Origin of the sequence: Streptomyces sp. NPDC007991, from assembly GCF_042958445.1 — a bacterium.
Classification (GTDB): Bacteria; Actinomycetota; Actinomycetes; order Streptomycetales; family Streptomycetaceae; genus Streptomyces.
In genome coordinates, this window is the sequence record NZ_JBIBJD010000003.1 from 102,378 (window position 1) to 118,531 (window position 16,154).

General features: G+C 71.8%; 16 protein-coding genes. 7 read left to right on the forward strand and 9 right to left on the reverse strand.

Annotated elements, in window-relative coordinates:
* Nucleotides 1–96: 96 nt before the first annotated feature.
* Nucleotides 97–429: a DUF2516 family protein gene (locus ACFZDA_RS08910; RefSeq protein ID WP_391078530.1), complete on the forward strand. Its 333-nt coding sequence runs from the start codon at nt 97–99 to the stop codon at nt 427–429.
* Nucleotides 430–461: 32 nt separating this feature from the next.
* Here the strand turns inward: ACFZDA_RS08910 and ACFZDA_RS08915 are convergent, their stop codons facing one another.
* From ACFZDA_RS08915 to ACFZDA_RS08930, 4 genes are all read right to left on the reverse strand, one after another.
* On the reverse strand, nt 462–1,811 hold the full coding sequence (locus ACFZDA_RS08915; RefSeq protein ID WP_391077142.1) for a SpoIIE family protein phosphatase: 1,350 nt from the start codon (nt 1,809–1,811) through the stop codon (nt 462–464).
* Nucleotides 1,812–2,104: 293 nt separating this feature from the next.
* On the reverse strand, nt 2,105–3,181 hold the full coding sequence (locus ACFZDA_RS08920) for an NlpC/P60 family protein (RefSeq protein WP_391077145.1): 1,077 nt from the start codon (nt 3,179–3,181) through the stop codon (nt 2,105–2,107).
* 217 nt (nt 3,182–3,398) lie between these two features.
* Nucleotides 3,399–4,220 carry a class I SAM-dependent methyltransferase gene (locus ACFZDA_RS08925; protein WP_391077148.1) on the reverse strand — a complete coding sequence of 274 codons (822 nt, stop codon included), beginning with the start codon at nt 4,218–4,220 and terminating at the stop codon, nt 3,399–3,401.
* Between the two features lie 801 nt (nt 4,221–5,021).
* On the reverse strand, nt 5,022–5,822 hold the full coding sequence (locus ACFZDA_RS08930; protein WP_391077150.1) for a calcium-binding protein: 801 nt from the start codon (nt 5,820–5,822) through the stop codon (nt 5,022–5,024).
* A gap of 370 nt (nt 5,823–6,192) precedes the next feature.
* Between ACFZDA_RS08930 and mshA the strand changes: the two genes are divergently transcribed.
* Both mshA and ACFZDA_RS08940 read left to right on the forward strand, forming a co-directional pair.
* A complete protein-coding gene (gene mshA / locus ACFZDA_RS08935) occupies nt 6,193–7,530 on the forward strand; it encodes a D-inositol-3-phosphate glycosyltransferase (RefSeq protein ID WP_391077152.1) in 1,338 nt (445 codons plus the stop codon).
* Nucleotides 7,523–8,032 (forward strand): YbjN domain-containing protein, encoded by a 510-nt coding sequence (locus ACFZDA_RS08940; protein WP_391077154.1) that lies wholly within the window; start codon nt 7,523–7,525, stop codon nt 8,030–8,032. Before mshA ends, ACFZDA_RS08940 begins: the two co-directional genes overlap by 8 nt.
* 45 nt (nt 8,033–8,077) lie before the next feature.
* Here the strand turns inward: ACFZDA_RS08940 and ACFZDA_RS08945 are convergent, their stop codons facing one another.
* Entirely contained in the window at nt 8,078–8,614 is a 537-nt protein-coding gene (locus ACFZDA_RS08945; protein ID WP_391077157.1) for a hypothetical protein, read from the reverse strand.
* A 364-nt stretch (nt 8,615–8,978) separates the two neighbouring features.
* Between ACFZDA_RS08945 and ACFZDA_RS08950 the strand changes: the two genes are divergently transcribed.
* A complete protein-coding gene (locus tag ACFZDA_RS08950; RefSeq protein WP_391077160.1) occupies nt 8,979–9,884 on the forward strand; it encodes an SCO1860 family LAETG-anchored protein in 906 nt (301 codons plus the stop codon).
* A 137-nt stretch (nt 9,885–10,021) separates the two neighbouring features.
* Here the strand turns inward: ACFZDA_RS08950 and ACFZDA_RS08955 are convergent, their stop codons facing one another.
* Nucleotides 10,022–10,837, reverse strand: a complete 816-nt coding sequence (locus tag ACFZDA_RS08955) for an AraC family ligand binding domain-containing protein (RefSeq protein WP_391077162.1) — start codon at nt 10,835–10,837, stop codon at nt 10,022–10,024.
* Between the two features lie 49 nt (nt 10,838–10,886).
* Here ACFZDA_RS08955 and ACFZDA_RS08960 point away from each other — a divergent pair, with 49 nt between their 5' ends.
* Both ACFZDA_RS08960 and ACFZDA_RS08965 read left to right on the forward strand, forming a co-directional pair.
* Nucleotides 10,887–11,330, forward strand: coding sequence for a DUF2000 family protein (locus ACFZDA_RS08960; protein WP_391077165.1), 444 nt, complete (start codon nt 10,887–10,889; stop codon nt 11,328–11,330).
* 91 nt (nt 11,331–11,421) lie between these two features.
* Nucleotides 11,422–12,159, forward strand: coding sequence for a hypothetical protein (locus ACFZDA_RS08965; RefSeq protein WP_391077167.1), 738 nt, complete (start codon nt 11,422–11,424; stop codon nt 12,157–12,159).
* On the opposite strand, the gene ACFZDA_RS08970 is transcribed toward ACFZDA_RS08965, so the two are convergent.
* Nucleotides 12,149–12,583 (reverse strand): nuclear transport factor 2 family protein, encoded by a 435-nt coding sequence (locus ACFZDA_RS08970; RefSeq protein WP_391077170.1) that lies wholly within the window; start codon nt 12,581–12,583, stop codon nt 12,149–12,151. The genes ACFZDA_RS08965 and ACFZDA_RS08970 overlap by 11 nt on opposite strands.
* Nucleotides 12,584–13,055: 472 nt before the next feature.
* Between ACFZDA_RS08970 and ACFZDA_RS08975 the strand changes: the two genes are divergently transcribed.
* The gene (locus tag ACFZDA_RS08975; RefSeq protein ID WP_391078533.1) at nt 13,056–14,351 is read left to right on the forward strand and encodes an MFS transporter; all 1,296 of its coding nucleotides are present in this window, start codon (nt 13,056–13,058) and stop codon (nt 14,349–14,351) included.
* A gap of 134 nt (nt 14,352–14,485) precedes the next feature.
* On the opposite strand, the gene ACFZDA_RS08980 is transcribed toward ACFZDA_RS08975, so the two are convergent.
* The gene (locus tag ACFZDA_RS08980) at nt 14,486–15,088 is read right to left on the reverse strand and encodes a dihydrofolate reductase family protein (RefSeq protein ID WP_391077172.1); all 603 of its coding nucleotides are present in this window, start codon (nt 15,086–15,088) and stop codon (nt 14,486–14,488) included.
* Nucleotides 15,089–15,245: 157 nt separating this feature from the next.
* Nucleotides 15,246–16,007 (reverse strand): phosphoglyceromutase, encoded by a 762-nt coding sequence (locus ACFZDA_RS08985; RefSeq protein WP_020271854.1) that lies wholly within the window; start codon nt 16,005–16,007, stop codon nt 15,246–15,248.
* Nucleotides 16,008–16,154 lie beyond the last annotated feature (147 nt).

The following is a 16,154-nucleotide window of genomic DNA, read 5'->3' on the forward strand; positions in this document are numbered from 1 at the left end:
ATCACACGGGCCGGGCACCCTGGGGGTGTCCGGCCCGTTGTACGGGTACGGTGACCGCGTAGGGACGAGCCGAGTCAGGTGGTGGACGTAGTGCTGATGCAGGGCTTCGCAGGGTTCATGTGGCTTCTGAGCATTGCCCTGATCATTTTCAGCGGCTTCGCGTTGTTCGACGCCGCCGTGCGGCGTGAGGACGCCTACCGCGCGGCCGACAAGAAGACCAAGCCGTTCTGGATGATCGTCCTCGGGCTGGCCTTCGTGGTGAACCTGCTCTTCCCGATCCTGTCGTTCCTGCCGATCATCGGGCTCATCGCGACGATCGTGTACATGGTCGACGTGCGTCCCGCCATCCGCGCGCTCCCCGGCGGCGGCCGCAGCAGCCGCGGCTCCAGCAGCGACGGCCCGTACGGCCCCTGGAACGGCGGCCGGTAAGCCCCCGGGCAGCACTTCGGGGCCGGCCGGGGCTACGGCACCCGGTCCAGCAGCAGTACCGCCACGTCGTCCGTCAGCTCGCCACCGTTGAGTTCGCGCACCTCGTTCACGGCCGCCCGCAGCAGTTCCTCGCCCCGCAGTCCCTGGGCGATCTGGCGGCGCACCATCTGAGTCATGCCCTCCTGGCCGAGCCGCTCACGGCCCTCGCCGACATGGCCCTCGATCAGGCCGTCGGTGTAGAGCATCAGGCTCCACTCGGCGCCCAGCTCCACCTGCATGCGCGGCCAGCGGGCACCCGGCAGCAGCCCGAGGGCCGGCCCGTTGTTGTCGTACGGCAGCAGGCGGGCCGGCCTGCCCGGGCGGGCCAGCAGCGGCGACGGGTGGCCCGCCAGGCACAGGCCGGCGCGGCGGCCGTCCGGCGCGATGTCCACCGTGCACAGGGTCGCGAAGATCTCGTCGTCGGCCCGCTCGTGCTCCAGCACCTGCTGGAGCGTGCCCAGCAGCTGGTCGCCGCACAGGCCCGCCAGCGTCAGCGCGCGCCACGCGATCCGCAGCTCCACGCCCAGGGCGGCCTCGTCCGGGCCGTGACCGCAGACATCACCGATCATGGCGTGCACGGTGCCGTCCGGTGTGCGCACGACGTCGTAGAAGTCGCCGCCGAGCAGGGCGCGCGAGCGGCCCGGGCGGTAGCGGGCGGCGAACCGCAGCGGGGAGCCGTCCAGCAGCGGGGTCGGCAGCAGACCGCGCTCCAGGCGGCGGTTCTCCTGGGCGCGCAGCCGGCCCTCGGCGAGCCGGCGCTCGGCCGACTCGGAGCGTTTGCGCTCCACCGCGTAGCGGATCGCCCGGCTCAGCAGCCGGCCGTCCAGCTCGTCGCGGAAGAGATAGTCCTGGGCGCCCACGCGCACCGCCTCCGCGCCGCGCTCGGCGTCGCCCGAGGCGGTCAGGGCCAGGACGGCGTGCCGGGGCGCGAGCTCCAGCACGTGCTTGAGCACGGCGAGCTCGTCGTCGGAGTCGCTGCGGCCCGGAGCGGGCAGGGCGAGGTCCAGCAGGATGCAGTGGACGTCGTCGGTCAGCAGCCGCCCGGCCTCGGTGAGGTTGCGGGCCGTGCGGACGCGGATCGGCTTGCCCGCCTGGTCGAGCATGTCGGGCACGATCGGCGAACCGGCCGGATCGTCCTCGATCAGCAGCAGGGTCAGGTTCGTGTGGGCGGTGTTGGTCTCCACCTTGTCCGTGATGCTCCCGGCGGTGTCCGGCGTGCGCGGGGCGGCTGCCGAGGCGTCCGTGGCGGACTGCTCGGCGGGGCCGTCGCAGCGGGACTCGGCCTGCGCCTGACCACTCTCCACGGCCGGGATCGCTCTCTGCCGCGGTATGGGTACGGGCATCGTCTTGGGTTCCTTCCCTCCCCCCGAGGGCACGGCGGGGGCGAGGGACCTCGACCCACCGAGCGGGACCATAGCGGGTGTCGGCGCCCCATTGGAATGGTGTGAGCCACGCCGCTGCGCCATCGGCCAGTGTCATATGCCGCGATATGCGCCCCAGTTGGACACCGCCGGGATGCTGCGGGAATGACGAACGTCACGTCAGCGCGCGGTTTGGCGGCGGGGCGGGGTGGGCTGGATCACGTCGCCGTGGCCACCTGGCCCATGGGGTGCCCCTTCGGCCGAGCTTTCCCAGCTCAGTCGGCGTCCGGTCGTACCACCCCGAGGATGGGCATCGACCCGGCCCCCGCGAGGGTCACCGTCCGCCCGGGCCGCGGGGCGTGCACGATCGCCCCGTCGCCGACGTACATCGCGACATGGCTGGCGTCGTCGAAGTAGATGATGAGGTCGCCGGGCCGCATGTCCTGGATGTCGATGTGCCGCAACCGCTTCCACTGCTCCTGCGAGGTGCGCGGAATGCCGCGGCCGGCGGATATCCAGGCCTGGGAGGTCAGCCCGGAGCAGTCGTAGGTCTTCGGGCCCTCGGCGCCCCACTGGTACGGCTTGCCGATCTGGGCCGTGGCGTACGCGACGGCCTTCTTGCCCTGCTCGGAGGCCTTTCCGCTGATCTCGTCGAGGATGCCGGAGCCGAGCCAGGCGGTCTGTGCCCGGCCGGCGGCCTCCTTCTCCAGCTCGGCGAGGCGCTCCTGCTCCTCCTTCTGGAGCTCGGACTCGAGCTTCTCCGCCTGCGCGATCTGCTTCTCGACCTTCTTCCGCGCGGCGGCCTTGGCCTTGCGGCCCGCCTCCAGTTTCTTCCACTGCGCGGAGGCGTCCTGCGCGTACCGCTCCAAGTCCTCCTGCGTGCGGGTCAGTTCGCCGATCAGGCCCTTGGCCGCGTGCTGGCCCTGGCGCACCCGGCCCGCCCCGTCGAGGAACTCCTGCGGATCGTCGCTCAGCATCAGGTGGGCCTCGGGCGGGAGTCCGCCGCCGCGGTACTGGGCGGCGGCCGAGGCGCCCGCGCGGTCCTTCAGCTTCGCCAGCTTCTCCTGGCCCTTGACGATCTTCTTGGCCAGCTTGACGAGCTCGGCGGACTGCTGGTCGGCCTTCTCCTCGGCGGCGTTGTACTCGTCGGTGGCGCGGGCCGCGGCACGGTAGAGCTCGTCGAGCTTCTCGCGCACGGCTTCCAGGTCCTTGCCGGGCCCGCGCGTGGCATCCGCGCTCGGGGTGGGTGTGGGTGTGGGGCTCGCGAACGCCGTGCCCGGTGCCGCCAGTACCGTGAGCGCGCAGACCATGGTCACGGCCGTCGTGATCAGGCCGCGCTTGCCCGGTCCCATACCTCAGCCCCCAAACTGATTAACCGTCAGTAACATCCGGTGCGTCCGGGGATGCTGCCACGTCGGCGCGCGAAGCGACAGGGGTAGTACTTCCCGCAGTCCCCTCCCCGATATGCCCCCGGCATGACGATCTCCCCGCCTGTGTGACGAACGACTCAAAGAGATCGTTCCCGGCGGGCCGGTTCTGTCCGGCCGGGCCGGTCCGGTCCGGGCGGGTTCAGCCCCGCGGTGCCAACGCCTCCCACCGCACCGTCACTTCGCCCTGCCGCCACCGCACCGGCCCGTCCGCCACGGGCCAGTCGGCGGTCAGGTCCCGTACCGCCCGGATCCAGCGCTGTCGGGCGCCGTAGGAGGCGTAGGGCGCGGCGGCGGCCCAGGCGCGGTCGAAGTCGCGCAGGAAGGCGTGCACCGGCTCGCCCGGGACGTTGCGGTGGATGAGCGCCTTCGGCAGGCGTTCCGCCAGGTCCGAGGGGCGGTCCAGGGAGCCGAGCCGGGTCGCGAAGGTGACCGTGCGCGGTCCCTCCGGGCCGAGCGCGACCCAGACGTGCCGGCGCCCGATCTCGTCGCAGGTGCCCTCGACCAGCAGCCCGCCGCGCGCGCCGGTCGCCGGATCGGCCGGCGCGAGCCGCCCGCACAGCCGCTGCCAGACGGCGTCGACCTCGCCCTCCGCGTACTGCCGCAGCACGTTCGCCGCGCGGACCAGCAGGGGTCGCTGCGGGACCGGGATCTCGAAACCGCCGTGCCGGAACACGAGCCCCGCCCGCTCGTACGGCAGCGCCGCCGCGACCCGGGCCGGCTCGATCTCGACGCCCACCACACGCGCGCGGGGCGCCACCGTACGCAGGCGGTGCAGCAGTTCGACGGCCGTCCAGGGGGCGGCGCCGTACCCCAGGTCGACGGCCACCGGGTCGGCGGCCCGGCGCAGCTCGGCGCCGTGCGTGGCCGCGATCCAGCGGTCCATGCGGCGCAGGCGGTTGGGGTTGGTCGTCCCACGCGTCACCGTGCCCACGGGGCGGCGGGCGGCGGCGCGGGATGTCATGCGTAAGAGGTTAAACGCCGCGCCAGGGATGAAGACCCTGTGGGGGATCCGCCCCCGGGTCCGCCCGGCGGTCCGCCCGTGGGGCCCGCCCCCTGGGGATCTGCCTCGGGGTCCCGCCGTCGGGGATCCGCCCTGGGGATCCGCACGTGTGACCGGGCGGTGGGATCGTGTGACCGGGCGGTGGGATCGTGTGACCGGGCGGTGGGATCGTGTGACCGGGTGGTGGGACCCGTCCCGGGGATCTGCCCCCTGGGATCTGCCCCCCGGGGCCCGCCCCCGGGCCCGCCTCGGGGAACCCACCCCCGGCATCCGTCTTGGGCACCCACCCCCCAGGGTCCGCATCGAGGACCCGCCTCGGGGATCCGCTTTGGGGACCCGCACGTGTGACCGCGCTGTGGGATCCGTCCCGGGGATCTGCCCCCGGGACCCGCCCCGGGACCCGCCCCGGGACCCGCCCCGGGACCCGCCTCGGGGAGCTGCCTTGGGCACCCATCCCGAGGATCCGCATCGAGGACCCGCCCGGGGATCCGCCTTGGGCGCCCGCACGTGTGACCGCGCGGCGGGATCCGCCCCGGGGGACCCGCCCCGGGGGACCCGCCCCGGGCATCCGTCTTGGGCACCCACCCCCAGGGTCCGCATCGAGGACCCGCCCCGGGGGCCCGTCGGGGACCCGCCTCTTGGGACCCGCCCCGGGGCACCCGCCCCTGGGATCCGTCCTCGGGGACCCGCCCGGGAACCCGCACGCGTGACCGCGTGGCTCCCCGTCCGGGGAGAAGTGGCTCCCCGGACGGGGAGAAACCGTCAGTCCTGCCGGACGATGTTCGTGCCCGGTCCGCCGGAGAGTGTGTCCGCTCCGGGGCCGCCGTACAGCTTGTCGTCGCCGCTGTTCCCCCAGATCCGGTCGGCGCCGCTGTTTCCGTACAGGACGTCGTCGCCCCTGCCGCCGTACAGTTCGTCGTCGCCGGCCCCGCCGTACACCGTGTCGTCCCCGTCATCGGCTCGCAGGATCTGGTCGCCGGCGCCGCCGCGGAGGACGTCGTCGCCCGGGCCGCCGTCCACGATCTCTCCGTCGACGCCGGCGTAGAGGGTGTCGTCGCCATCACCGCCGCCGGCGTATCCCAGCGCGCCCGCCCTGATGGTGTCGTCGCCCGCGCCGCCCCGGACGGTGGTGCCGTCGACTCGTCCCCCGGTGGTGCCGGTCCACCTGTCGTCGCCGTCGCCCAGCTCGACCGTGCCGAAGTAGTAGACCTGGTCGGTGGCGTTGTCGAAGGAGACGGTGTCGTCGCGGTCGGCGAGGTCCATCTCCAGGGAGCTGAGCGGGGACTGGCTCTCGGGGGTCTCGACCGTGCAGGAGATCTTGGAGCGGTCCGCGCTGTCGGGGTGGCGGCAGCCGTTCCCGGCGTCGATCGGGACGACGTCGTCGATCACGTAGATGAACCGGGAGCGGTCGCTGGTGAACGACTGTGTGACGGCCACCGTGTTGGCCTGCCCGGGGGCGGCCGTGTAGGTGAGCTGCCAGCCGTACTCGTTCACCGCTGCGGTGGCCGTCGGCTCCGCGGCACCGGCCGGGCCGGCCAGGGCGATCGGAACGGCCAGAACCATGCCGAGAACCGGCGTCAGAACCGCTGAGGCGCGTAACAGCCGGCGGCTGACCGGGCGAGAGGGCATCGCGTTACCTCCGTGAGGCAGGAGTGGATCCTTCCGCAGGCTGTGACCGGTCGGGCGGGCGCCGGGTTGTCCGCGGTTCCGGCCTCGTCGTCCTTTCCAGGGCCTTTTCATCGCGCGGACAGCGCGAGTGACCTGCGATGTTCGATCGCGTTCAGCCCCCCGTCACCCTCGAACAGTTGAGCGAGAGGCGGTAATGATTCGGTAAAAGTCGCGAATCAGGAAATGGAACCCAACCCTCCGGTGTTGACCGCTCCAGGGCACATGGGCCCTGCCAAGGCATGCCCGGAGCGAGGAGGAACGCCACGTGAGCCAGTACATCGGCAGGCTCGGGCGGCGCTCCGCGTCATCGCCCACGCGCCTGCGGCTGCACCGAAGGCCCCGCCGGGTGGCCATGCTCTCCGTGCACACCTCCCCGCTCCACCAGCCGGGCACCGGCGACGCCGGCGGCATGAACGTCTACATCGTGGAGCTCGCGCAGCGCCTCGCCGCGATCAACATCGAGGTCGAGATCTTCACGCGCGCGACCTCGGCCGCCCTCCCGCCGACCGTCGAGCTCGCCCCCGGCGTCCTCGTCCGGCACATCGACGCCGGCCCCTACGAGGGCCTCAACAAGGAGGACCTCCCCGCCCAGCTGTGCGCCTTCACGCACGGCGTGATGCAGGCCTGGGCCGGCCATCGTCCCGGCTACTACGACCTGGTCCACTCCCACTACTGGCTCTCCGGCCACGTCGGCTGGCTCGCCGCCCAGCGCTGGGGCGTGCCCCTGGTGCACGCCATGCACACCATGGCCAAGGTCAAGAACGCCAACCTGGCCGACGGCGACACCCCCGAACCGGCCGCCCGCGTCATCGGCGAGACCCAGATCGTCGCCGCCGCCGACCGCCTCATCGCCAACACCACCGAAGAGGCCGACGAACTGGTACGGCACTACGCGGCCGACACCGACAAGGTCGCCGTGGTCCACCCGGGCGTCAACCTCAGCCGCTTCTCGCCCGCCGACGGCCGCGCCGCCGCCCGGGCCCGCCTCGGCCTGCCGAGGGACGCGCTGATCCCGCTCTTCGCGGGCCGCATCCAGCCCCTGAAAGCCCCCGACGTGCTGCTGCGCGCCGTCGCTGTCCTCCTCGACGATCACCCCGAGCTGCGCTCGCGCATCCTCGTCCCCGTCGTCGGCGGCCCCAGCGGCAGCGGCCTCGCCAAGCCCGAGGGCCTGCAGAAGCTGGCCGCACGCCTCGGCATCGCGGACGTCGTACGGTTCCACCCGCCGGTCGGCCAGGAGCAGTTGGCGGACTGGTTCCGCGCCGCCTCCGTCCTGGTCATGCCCTCCTACAGCGAGTCGTTCGGCCTGGTCGCCATAGAGGCGCAGGCGGCGGGCACCCCCGTGCTGGCGGCCTCGGTCGGCGGTCTGCCGGTCGCCGTGCGCGACGGCCACACCGGCTTCCTGGTGCGCGGCCACGATCCCGCCGACTACGCGCGCGTGCTGCGCGAGTTCGCCGACGATCCGGAACTGTCGCCCCGGCTGGGCGGGCAGGCCGCGCGCCACGCCCAGTCCTTCGGCTGGGACACCTCGGCCGCCACCACGGCGGACGTGTACACAGCAGCGATGCAGGCGCACCGCCGTCGCGTACGCTCGCAGCATGGGTGAAACCGATCTGGAACAGCGTGCGGCACAGGTCGTCGAGGGAGTGCTGAAGGACGCCGGCCTGGAGTGGGAGAGCCCCCAGCCCGGCACCTACGTCGCGCAGCTGCCCGGCACCCGCAAGCTCAAGACGACGCTCTCCCTGATCGTCGGCCGCCACTCCCTGTCGCTCAACGCCTTCGTCATCCGCCACCCCGACGAGAACGAGCAGGGCGTCCACCGCTGGCTCCTGGAACGCAACCTCAAGCTCTACGGCGTGAGTTACGCCGTCGACCAGCACGGCGACGTCTACGTCACCGGCCGGCTCTCCCTGTCCGCCGTCACCGCCGACGAGATCGACCGCCTGCTCGGCCAGGTCCTCGAGGCCTCCGACGGCAGCTTCAACACCCTTCTGGAGCTGGGCTTCGCCTCGGCGATCCGCAAGGAGTACGAGTGGCGGGTGTCCCGCGGGGAGCCGACGCGCAACCTGGACGCCTTCGCCCACCTCACCCAACGCCCCGGCAGCTAGACGGTCTGGTTCGGGGGCGCGGCCTTTCCTGCCTTGGTGGCACCTCTACTTGATCAGGGTGTCCGCGACAATGATCACCAGGCCGATCAGCATGTCCAGGCCCCCCGCCAGGCATGAGGACGGCCATCCGTGCCCGGAAGTACGGGCGGCCCAGGCGCCCCAGCCGAACAAGGCGACGGTGTTGAACAGCAGGGCCACGTCCACAGCCGTGGCCTCCGACCACCACCCGGCTGCCGCGGCGAGCAGGAGCGCCACCGTGGGCAGCACGGCGGCGACCAGCGGCCACTCGGCGAGGACCGACCGCAGTCTGCTCGTGGTGGCAGCCCCGTCGTCGGACGCACGCTGGGCGATGACGTGCGCGTACCCATGGGCGGCGCCCGACGCCAGTGCGGTGAGCAGGACCCACAGCGCGTCCGGACCGGGCTCGGCCTTCTCGCCCGTCGTGTCCAAGGCGGCCACCAGGGCGCTGGCCAGCACCAGTCCGTAGATGCCGCCGAACAGCGACTGCTCCAGCGGCCGATGACGCGTGATCCACCTCCTGGCGACGCTTTCGGAGCGGACCTGGTCGGCGCGGTCGGACATCGCATCGCCTCGGTGCGGGAGGAGGGCAGGGTCCGCACATGCTCACCCGCGTGGCGCCGGGGAACACGGCGCCACGCGCTACTCGCAGGGTTGTTGTGCCCCAAAGAGAGCCGAGCAGGACCGGGGCGGCGCTCCGTGGTAGCCCGGAAAGCCATGGTTAGAACGCTTGCCCGCAAACGTCTTCCTTGTAGTGAAGCTTCCGTGTTGCACCCTACAGGCGGCTTTCGCCCCAGCAGGATGGAGCCTTGCTGCCCGGCCGGCCGGTCACCGGCTGGTTCCGGGCGGCCTCCACCTCTCCGTACGCAAGGACACCGCGTTGACCAGAATCTCGCCTCGGACTGCATACGCCCGTCGCCTCGCTGCCGTGTCAGCCACGGGCCTTCTCCTGGCCGGCTCAGCACTCGCCGCCGAAGCCACTGCGGTTCCCGCGGCCGACACCTCCCGGGGCAGCGCCACGGCAGTGGCGTTCCGCGCAGCGCTGGACGTCTCCCGGGCCGATTCGGCCGGAACGACACCTCTGCGAGCCACGCTCGACGAGGTTCGAGCTCCGGCGACCGCGGAGAAGAAGACGCTCGACGTCACCGTCGACCGAGTCAACCGCGACCGCCCGGTCCGTCTGCTTCAGGCCGACGCCGTCGCGTCGAAAGCCGATGTCGAAGACGGCCGGGCCGAAGGGACGTCCCATCTCGTACGGGCGCGCGTCCATGTGCCCGGGCTGCCCGCACTGTCCCTGGTGGAGGTCGAAGAGGTCACCGCCAAGGCGACGTGTGCCGCCGGCCAAGAACCGGTCGCCGAGTCCCAGGTACTGGGCCCCGTCACCGCTCTCGGCAAGCGGGTGGAGCTGGGAGCCGGCGGCACCGCGACCGTCGAGGCCCCAGGTGTCGGCACGGTCCGGCTTTCCCTGTCCCAGAGGGAGACGACCAGTGACACCGCCGCCGCCACGTCACTCCGCCTGCACGTGTCCGTCGATCCCCTGCGGCTGGGCGTCGAGAAGGTGGAAGGCACCGTGACGCTGGCGCAGGCCACCTGCCGGTCTCCTCAGCCGGCCTCCGAGAACCCGGCACCGTCCAACACGCCGTCGGTCACCCCGGCGACGTCCGGCCGGTCGGCACCCCTCGCGCCGTCGGTCGCGCCTTCCCAGGAGGCCGGGCTGGCGGAGACCGGTGGCAGCCCCATGACGCCGTACCTGCTGGCAGGCGGGGCGGCGCTGGTCGCCGTGGGCGCAGCCGCCGCCGCACTCGTCGGCAGGAGAAGCCGCAGGAACACCTGATCCAGCGCGCTCGGCGCCGGCAGGGTGGGTCGGCAGCCTGGCCGCTGTCCGTGCGGCTGGGCTGCCGACCGTTGCGACGCCGACGGTGACCGGTGTCCTGTCCGTGGCGCCGGCACCGCCGCTCAGCAGCGGACGGCTCAGGCGGATCCGGCTTCGGGCCGTCTCCTTCGGTAACGCCCCGGCGGCACGCCCACCAGCTTGCGGAAGTGCCGGGTGAGGTGCGACTGGTCGTAGAACCCGGTCTCGGCCGCCACCTCGCCCGGCGAGCGCCCTTCGAGCAGCAGCCGCCGGGCGCGGCCCACGCGCAGGGACGTCAGGTACTGGTGCGGGGCGATGCCGTAAGCGGCGCTGAAGGCCCGTACGAGATGGGCGGGGTGGGCCCCGACGAGCCCGGCCGCCTCCCGCAGCCCGACCCCCTCCACGACCCGCTCGTCCAGCAACTCCCGCAGCCGCCGCGCGAGAACGGGATCCGCGGGCCGGGGCTTGTCGCGCTCGCCCCGCAGATGCCCGCGCAGCCGCTCCCCGACGAACAGCAGCCTGCTCTCGGCCTCCAGTTCCTCACCGGGCCGCAGCAGCGCGCCGTGCACCTGCCCCACGCGTCGCCGCAGCAGCGGATCGCGCAGGTCCGGCCGGTCGACGGCGGCCCCGATCAACTCGTCCCCGAGATACGTCCCGTCGAGATACAGCACCCGCTTGCGGAAGCCCTCCGGGGTGACGGGGGAGCCGTTGTGCGGCACGTGCGGCGGCAGCAGCGACACGGTGTCGTGCGGGGTGCCGTGCTCGTGCCGGTCGAGGTCGTACCGGACGGCGCCGGTGTCGACGATCAGCAGCGTCCAGGCGTCGTGGACGTGCATCGGGTACGCGTACTCGGTGAAGCGGGCGTGGAAGACCTCGACGACACCGGGCACGGCGGGCCGCCAGGCGGAGACGATCCGGGCGGGCTGGGAAGCCATGCAAAAAACGTACAAGACCCCGACGGGGGCCGCCGGACACGCTCGCATCATGAACACGCACACCGAACCGGCTCCGGAGCCGATCCGCTTCGACACGAAGATCGCCGTACTGCTGCGCGCCGACCTGGAGCCCTGGCAGCGTCTCAACGTCACGTCGTTCCTGGTCAGCGGCTTGGGTACACAGGTCCCCGAGGTGATCGGCGAGCCGTACGAGGACGCCGACGGCGTGCCCTACCTGCCGATGTTCCGCCAGCCGGTCCTGGTCTTCGAGGCCACGAAGGAGACCCTGACCACGGCCCACACCCGTGCCCTGTCCCGCTCCCTGCCCCGTGCGATCTTCACCTCGGACCTGTTCTCCACGGGCAACGACCGCGACAACCGCGCGGCCGTACGGTCGGTGCCGACGGCGGACCTGGATCTGGTCGGGCTCGCGGTCCACGGCCCGAAGAACGCGGTGGACAAGGTGGTGAAGGGGGCGCGGATGCACCCGTGAGGCGGGGCATGAACGCGCTGACGACCAAAGTCGCGGACGCGTAGACCAACGGCTGACGACAGGGCGCGTCCCGCCCGCCGACACTCGCCCCATGGAGGACGCGAGGAACGTTCGGTTGGGGAAGAAGCGGGTGCCGCCGACGGGCACGGGCGCAGGCACAGGCTCGGGCACGGAACTGTCCGAGCCGGCCTGGGTGATCACACTCTTCTGCGTGGCCTGCTGCGCCGGCGTCGGCGCCCTGCTCCCGCTCCTCGCCCGCCTGCTGCTGAAGCTGCCGTGGGCACCGCTTGAGGGCCCCGCCGAACTCCTGACCTCCATCCCGGAACCCGCCCTCACCCTCGGCACGATCGCGGTGGGCGCACTCGGCGGCCTGCTGCTGGGCCTCGCCGCCGCGCACGAGTCGCTGTCGGTCCGCGTCTGCGACACCCACCTGGCGCTGGCCATCAGGGACAGCACGCGGGAGTTCACCCGCGAGGAGATCGCGGTGCTGTGCAGGGACGGCAAGCAGCTCGTGGTGCTGGCCCCAGGTGGCATGGAACTGGCCCGGGAGCAGTGCGGCCTGCCCTGGCCCCGCCTGACCGCCGCCCTCGCCGAGCACGGCTACCGCTGGGCGGAGGAGGACCCGTACCGCGCCGAGTTCCGCCGCTGGGTCCGCGGCACCCCGGGTCTCCCCGAGGGCGCGGACGCCCTCCTGCGGGCCCGCGCCCAGACCCTCAAGAGCGACGACGACGCCGAGGATGCCCGTGAGCTGCGCCGCGAGCTGCTGCGGCTGGGCGTGGTCGTACGGGACGAGGAGAAGCGACAGTACTGGCGGATCGTCAGCGGGTGACGTCGACGGATGTGCATGCCGCCGCGATCGACGCGCTGTTCTCGTAGAGGTGGTGCCGGGTGATCCGCCCGCCCTCTACGGTGAGCCGCAGCGCGAAGGGCCCGGTGAACGACGCGCCGGTCGCACGGACGGTCCCGGAGAGGTGCCCCGTCACAACGGCGTCGCAACCGTCGACGAGGATCGTGTCGATGGACGCGCGGGCGTCCTCCGGCACGGTGTACTCGGCCAACTCGTCGGACTGAGCGGCACATTCGGCGGCCGTGGAGCGAGGCCGGATCCAGGGAACGACGGGGTTCTCGGCCAGCATCCAGTCGACCTCGTCCGCGAAGATCTCGGTGAGCCCCTCGGTGTCGCCGGCGAGCCGGAGTGCGAGGAACTTCTGGACGGTGGCGCGGGTGGCGTCCGCGGTGCTGGTGGCTGTCATGGGATCCAGCTTGCCGACGACGCCGGAGGACCGTCGATGACGTCGGAGGTAAGGATTCTGGCGACGGCCTGCCTCAACACCGCCCCTTGTGCGCCCCTCCAACTGTGCCTACGTTTCTCCCTGTCGTAGGGGACAGCTGAGCGGCTGACGCTCAACACGAGACTTCTGGCCGGTGTGGGCCAGGGAGATGCCGCGACTTCGCCCGAGGCTTCGCAGCCCCGTGGCCTTCGCAGCCCTGTGACCTTCGCAGCTTTCGCAGGCGATGGCACAGGTCGCCGGAACCCCACGCGGGGCACCGGACCGGTCGCGGCGACCCACTCTTCCAGGCTGACGCATCTGTCCGGCGAGCACGCCCGCGCGCACACCGACACCGAGAGCCCGGTCGCGGGCCGCGTCCGGTGCCGTGCCGTGCCGCGAACACCGTCGTCGGACGACCTGCGCGAGCCACATCTCAAGGAGCTTCGTGTCCAACATGCTCAAGGGGCTGATCCCGCCCCCCGGACCACCGCGAGGCCTCGCCCTCGCCCAACTCGTGTGCCGGCTCGGGGACGGGGCCTACAACATCTGCGCCGCCCTGTTCTTCACCCGGATCGTCGGACTGTCGCCGCTCGAGATGAGCCTCGGCCTGACCATCGGCTGGTCGGCGGCGCTCGTACTGAGCGTTCCGCTGGGCCACCTGGCGGACCGGGCCGGCCCGCGCGGCACGGCCGTCGCGCTGTTCGCGTGCGCGGCCGTGTCGATCCTGTCCTTCACCTTCGTCTCGTCCTTCGTGCCGTTCGTCATCGCGTCGTGCGCGTACGCGGTGAGTCAGCGCGGCGGCTTCGCGGCCGAGCAGGCCCTGCTGGCCGGTCTGGTCCCGAAGGACCAGGTCACCAAGGTCCGCGCGTACGTCCAGTCCAGCTTCAACGCGGGCATGACGATCGGCGCCGGGCTCGGCGGACTCGTGCTCCTCTTCGACACCCGGGAGGCGTACTACGCGGCGTTCGCGCTGAACTCCCTCGCCTTCCTGGTCTCCGCCTGGATCCTGCGCCGGCTGCCCGCGGTGGCGCCCCAGCCGGTCGCTCCCGCCGGGCCCGCCGTCGCCTCGGGCGGCCGACGCGACGGATCGGTGTTCCGGGACGCCCCCTACGTCGTCCTCAGCGCCCTGAACACCTTCCTGCTCCTGTACGTTCCGCTCATCGCCGTCGCCCTGCCCCTGTGGATCAGTGAGCACACATCGGCCCCGGTGTCGCTGCTGTCGGTGATGCTGATGCTCAACACGCTCGTGGTGGCGCTGTTCCAGGTCCGGGTCTCCGAGGGGGTGAAGGATCTCGCCGGTGCGGCGCGCTATTTGATCCTGGGCAGCTTCCTGCTGGCAGCCGCATGCGTCGCGTTCGCCTTCTCCGCGGCCGGCGACTCCGCCTGGACCGCGGGGGTTCTCCTCGTCGTCGGCGCGGGCCTGATGGTGGTCGGCGAGATGATGCAGGCCGCCGGGGAGTGGGAAGCGAGCTTCGGCCTGGCACCCCAGGGCAAGACGGGCCAGTACCAGGCTTTCTTCGGCAACGGCATCACCATCTCGGAGATGCTCGGCCCCCTGGTCCTCACCGGACTGATCGTCTACTGGGGACCGCCCGGCTGGATCCTGCTCGGCGCGACGTTCATCGCCGTGTCCTTCGCCATGAAGCCCGTCATCCAATGGGGCGCCCGCGCCCGCGACGAGAAGGCCCCGGACCCGGCCACGGCACGGGGCGGGCAGGGCCGGGCCGAGGCGATGGACGAAGCGGTGTAGGGCCTGTCCGTGCAGACGTGAGCGCGCGCCTCGGGCTGACGGCGGCCGTGGCAAAGTCCAGGTGTGCGCCCAGTCTTGCTCCGTGCCCGCCGGCGCCGGTCCGGCGGGCGTCCAGACCGGCGGACGGGGCGACGTCACGCAGGGACGCCGAGCGGCGGGTGCTCGAGCACGCGGGGCTTGTACTCGACCAGCTGGATGCGGCCGTCGAAGGTGCGGTGCTCGATCATCTCCAGGGCAACGTCCGGATAGCCGTCGTAGATGCGTTCTTCGCCCGTGGCCCCGGTGATCACCGGGAACATCACGACCCGGAAGCGGTCGACGAGTCCGGCTCGCAGCAGGGACCGGCACAGGCTGAGGCTGCCGATCGTGCTGAGGAGCCCACCGCTCGACTTCATGGCGCGGACCGCCTCGACGGCGTCGTCGCGGACGAGCGTGGAGTTGGCCCACGTCAGTGGCTCCTCGAGAGAGGAGGAGAACACCACCTTGGACGCTTGCGTGAGCTCGTCGACGGACGCCTCTTCTTCGGGCCTGAACTCGTCCTGGCCCTTCGGGACCTCGCCTGCGGCGAAGCCCGACATCAGGCGGTAGGTGTTCGCTCCCATCAGGTAGGTGGCCTCGGGCTGCTCGCCGAGCCATGCGAGGTACTCCGGACCCTCCAGGCCCCAGAACCCGGGCCATCCCTCTCCTGATGCGTAGCCGTCGAGGGAGGTGATGAAGTCGACGAGAAGCTCCGACATGGCGGTGTCCTTTCGTTACGGTGTCACGAGCTTGGACCGGCCGGGAGCCGCAAACTCATCGGCCGCGCTGTGGAGCAACGAGAAAACCCATGACACCGGGCACGAAAATGCCTCCCATCCGCGCCGTATGCGCAGGTGGGAGGCGTGATCGCAAAGGCTACTTCTTCTTGCCCTGGTTCTTGACCGCCTCAATCGCCGCCGCAGCCGCATCCGGGTCCAGGTACGTCCCGCCCGGGTTGACCGGCTTGAAGTCGGCGTCGAGTTCGTAGGACAGCGGGATGCCCGTCGGGATGTTGAGGCCCGCGATGTCCGCGTCGGAGATGCCGTCGAGGTGCTTGACCAGGGCGCGCAGGCTGTTGCCGTGGGCGGCGACCAGGACCGTGCGGCCGGTCAGCAGGTCGGGGACGATGGCGTCGAACCAGTACGGGAGCATGCGGACGACGACGTCCTTGAGGCACTCCGTCTGCGGCCGCAGCTCCGGCGGGAGGGTCGCGTAGCGCGGGTCGGAGAACTGGGAGTACTCGGCGTCACGGTCCAGCGCCGGCGGCGGGGTGTCGTAGGAGCGGCGCCACAGCATGAACTGCTCCTCGCCGAACTCGGCGAGCGTCTGGGCCTTGTCCTTGCCCTGGAGGGCGCCGTAGTGGCGCTCGTTCAGACGCCAGCTGCGGTGGACCGGGATCCAGAGGCGGTCGGCGGACTCCAGGGCGAGCTGCGCGGTGCGGATGGCGCGCTTCTGGAGGGACGTGTGGACGACGTCGGGGAGCAGGCCGGCGTCCTTGAGCAGCTCGCCGCCGCGCGTCGCCTCCTTCTCGCCCTTCGCGGTCAGGTTGACGTCCACCCAGCCGGTGAACAGGTTCTTCTCGTTCCACTCGCTCTCGCCGTGGCGGAGGAGGATCAGCTTGTACGGTGCGTCGGCCATGCCCCAGAGCGTAATCCACGCATTCGCCCGTTCGCGTGACTGCCCGGCAGGCGGACGTTTGACGGGTTCTGTTAATTGAGTGGCCTCCGTCAAGCGGGGCTTTGTAATTTGTGACGGCTACGTGCGCCGCTTACATTCTCGCGCTCC

Coding starts and splice junctions, on each gene's coding strand:
- ACFZDA_RS08965 (WP_391077167.1), top strand. CDS start 11,422: ATGGAGGACGCGAGGAACGTTCGGTTGGGGAAGAAGCGGGTGCCGCCG.
- ACFZDA_RS08930 (WP_391077150.1), bottom strand. CDS start 5,822: ATGGTTCTGGCCGTTCCGATCGCCCTGGCCGGCCCGGCCGGTGCCGCG.
- ACFZDA_RS08985 (WP_020271854.1), bottom strand. CDS start 16,007: ATGGCCGACGCACCGTACAAGCTGATCCTCCTCCGCCACGGCGAGAGC.
- ACFZDA_RS08945 (WP_391077157.1), bottom strand. CDS start 8,614: ATGTCCGACCGCGCCGACCAGGTCCGCTCCGAAAGCGTCGCCAGGAGG.
- ACFZDA_RS08915 (WP_391077142.1), bottom strand. CDS start 1,811: ATGCCCGTACCCATACCGCGGCAGAGAGCGATCCCGGCCGTGGAGAGT.
- ACFZDA_RS08955 (WP_391077162.1), bottom strand. CDS start 10,837: ATGGCTTCCCAGCCCGCCCGGATCGTCTCCGCCTGGCGGCCCGCCGTG.
- ACFZDA_RS08975 (WP_391078533.1), top strand. CDS start 13,056: ATGCTCAAGGGGCTGATCCCGCCCCCCGGACCACCGCGAGGCCTCGCC.
- ACFZDA_RS08970 (WP_391077170.1), bottom strand. CDS start 12,583: ATGACAGCCACCAGCACCGCGGACGCCACCCGCGCCACCGTCCAGAAG.
- ACFZDA_RS08925 (WP_391077148.1), bottom strand. CDS start 4,220: ATGACATCCCGCGCCGCCGCCCGCCGCCCCGTGGGCACGGTGACGCGT.
- ACFZDA_RS08980 (WP_391077172.1), bottom strand. CDS start 15,088: ATGTCGGAGCTTCTCGTCGACTTCATCACCTCCCTCGACGGCTACGCA.
- ACFZDA_RS08940 (WP_391077154.1), top strand. CDS start 7,523: ATGGGTGAAACCGATCTGGAACAGCGTGCGGCACAGGTCGTCGAGGGA.
- ACFZDA_RS08910 (WP_391078530.1), top strand. CDS start 97: ATGCAGGGCTTCGCAGGGTTCATGTGGCTTCTGAGCATTGCCCTGATC.
- ACFZDA_RS08920 (WP_391077145.1), bottom strand. CDS start 3,181: ATGGGACCGGGCAAGCGCGGCCTGATCACGACGGCCGTGACCATGGTC.
- ACFZDA_RS08960 (WP_391077165.1), top strand. CDS start 10,887: ATGAACACGCACACCGAACCGGCTCCGGAGCCGATCCGCTTCGACACG.